Annotated in this window: 1 protein-coding gene; it reads right to left on the bottom strand. The window is 62.7% G+C overall.

Annotation, left to right across the window (positions count from 1 at the left end; translation table 11 throughout):
* Positions 1-961: 961 nt before the first annotated feature.
* Positions 962-1,935 (bottom strand): type I restriction endonuclease (locus EGM46_RS14445; protein WP_125100818.1); only part of this gene is annotated, 974 nt, incomplete at its 5' end.

Consider the following 1,935-nt stretch of genomic DNA (forward strand, 5'->3'; position numbering starts at 1 on the left):
CAGGGGCCTTTCGTCATTCTCGGGCCACGCATTAGTCTTGGCGCTCGGCCGGCGTGGGTTCTGTGGAGTCTTCATGCCGGCTCCGTGTCCGTGTCACGCGTCGCCAGATCACGACCGTCAACACCAGCAGGACGAGCGGGCTGAGGACGCCCAGGAGGTTCCACACCAGGAGCCCACTCACGCGGCCTCACCCCCGGACGCAGGGATCGCGCGGCGGGCATCGCGCGTCAGCTGCTCAGCCGGATTCCGCACCACAACGGTGAGGATCGCGCCCAGCACGGTCGCTGGCACCGCGAGCAGCGTGAACAGCAGAGGGAAGTAGACCACCTCAAACCAGGGATTCCCCAGAGCTGAACCCGCGGCGAGCTTGGTGATGACGCTGGCGATCGCTACGATCAGTGCGAGCGCGAGGAAGCAGAGCAGCGTCAGAAGCGTGGCGATGGTCGCCGTGCGGGCGAGTCTCTGCTCGGGGGATCGCCTCGAGAGCAGCAGCCACGGGAGAAATGCCGCACCGCCGAGGATTACCCCCATCACCACGACGGTCCACACACCGTTCTCGATCGAGTCGACACCGACGACCCACAGCAGGAGCGCGAGCAGGACGAGGATGTGCGCGACCCCGGTGAATGCGGCCGCGGTGAGTGCGCGCCCGAGCGCGAGCCCCCGCGGAGGGCGATCCGGATCNCTAGGCGACGCCGCGGCGGGATGCCAGCGCACCGCTCATCCTTGAGCAAATCCGAACGCCCGCTCGAAACGTCGCAGAGAGTCCCCGGCCGCCAGTCAGTATCGGCTGATCCGGGAGACACTGGAGCCGGGTTTTGGCCAGAATCAGGGCATTCGTCCACGGCTGCCGCCGCGCGCGCTGCGGCGGCTACGAACTTCGATAGAGTCGCAGAGGGGTGCGACCGCACCCCACATCATCGTTTCTGATCAGGCACTTCGCCGCGGCCGGGGTGGGGACTTACGCGCTGTAGTAGCTCACCGTCCGGCGCAGTGCATCGGCGTGCTGGTAGATCTGGTCCAGCGTCTCGATGGCATGCCGTGTCTCGTTCTTTTCCTCGTCAAAGATCCCGATGTACTTCTGTGAGGTATTGAACCAGAGTCGAGCGAGCGGCTTGCGGTTGTTGTCGTCCAGGAGGATGCCGAAGTAGGTCTTGTTGTCGCGTTGCGCGATTCTGCTCGGGGCTACCTCGCTACAGATGATCGCGCGGACGATTTGGAACCCTTCGAGCTCTTCCAGCGTGGTGGAGATCCCGTCACGATCGTCTGCGGCGGCTTCGACGGAGGCTTCCGCAACCTGAGCGCTCGCCTCCGAGGACGACACTGAGGTGTCGTCGGGCTGCACCGCCTGGCCGCCGAGGGCGGCCTTGAGTCGGTCGTTGACACGATCATTGAGGAATTGCTTCATCGCCTTCTCGACGAGCTCTGTGAACTGGCCGCGTACCTTCTGAGTGAAGGCGCCCTCATACACGCGCGACGTCAGGAACTTGACCCACTCTGTGTCCGGCTCTGCAAACTGTGCCGTGAGAACGCGCTTGAACTCACCGACGTACTTCAGTTCTTCTGCGGCGTTGATGATCGAGTCGAGGTCGAAAGCATCTTTTGCGAGCTTGTTTAGCTCGGGGATAAGCGACGTATCCAGGTCAGAAATCTGGATAACAAGGAACGGCTTCTCGTCCATCTTGTTCGGCGCGTCGAGGTCCGTGTAGAACTGGTACTCGTCCCCGTTGGTGAGAATGGCAATCCTCGCGTTCGTCACCGCGAAGTAACGGAAGAGCTGCGAAGCGTGCTTGATATTGAGCGGGGCACCCACGTGCTTGCACTCGATGAGTATCTGCACCTCACCATCTTTGATGATCGCGTAGTCGACCTTTTCTCCACGCTTCGTGCCGACATCCGCGGTGAACTCGGAGTGGTGCCCCGTAAAGTGGTGTA

Source organism: Leucobacter chromiireducens (genome assembly GCF_003917135.1).
Lineage (GTDB): Bacteria > Actinomycetota > Actinomycetes > Actinomycetales > Microbacteriaceae > Leucobacter > Leucobacter chromiireducens_A.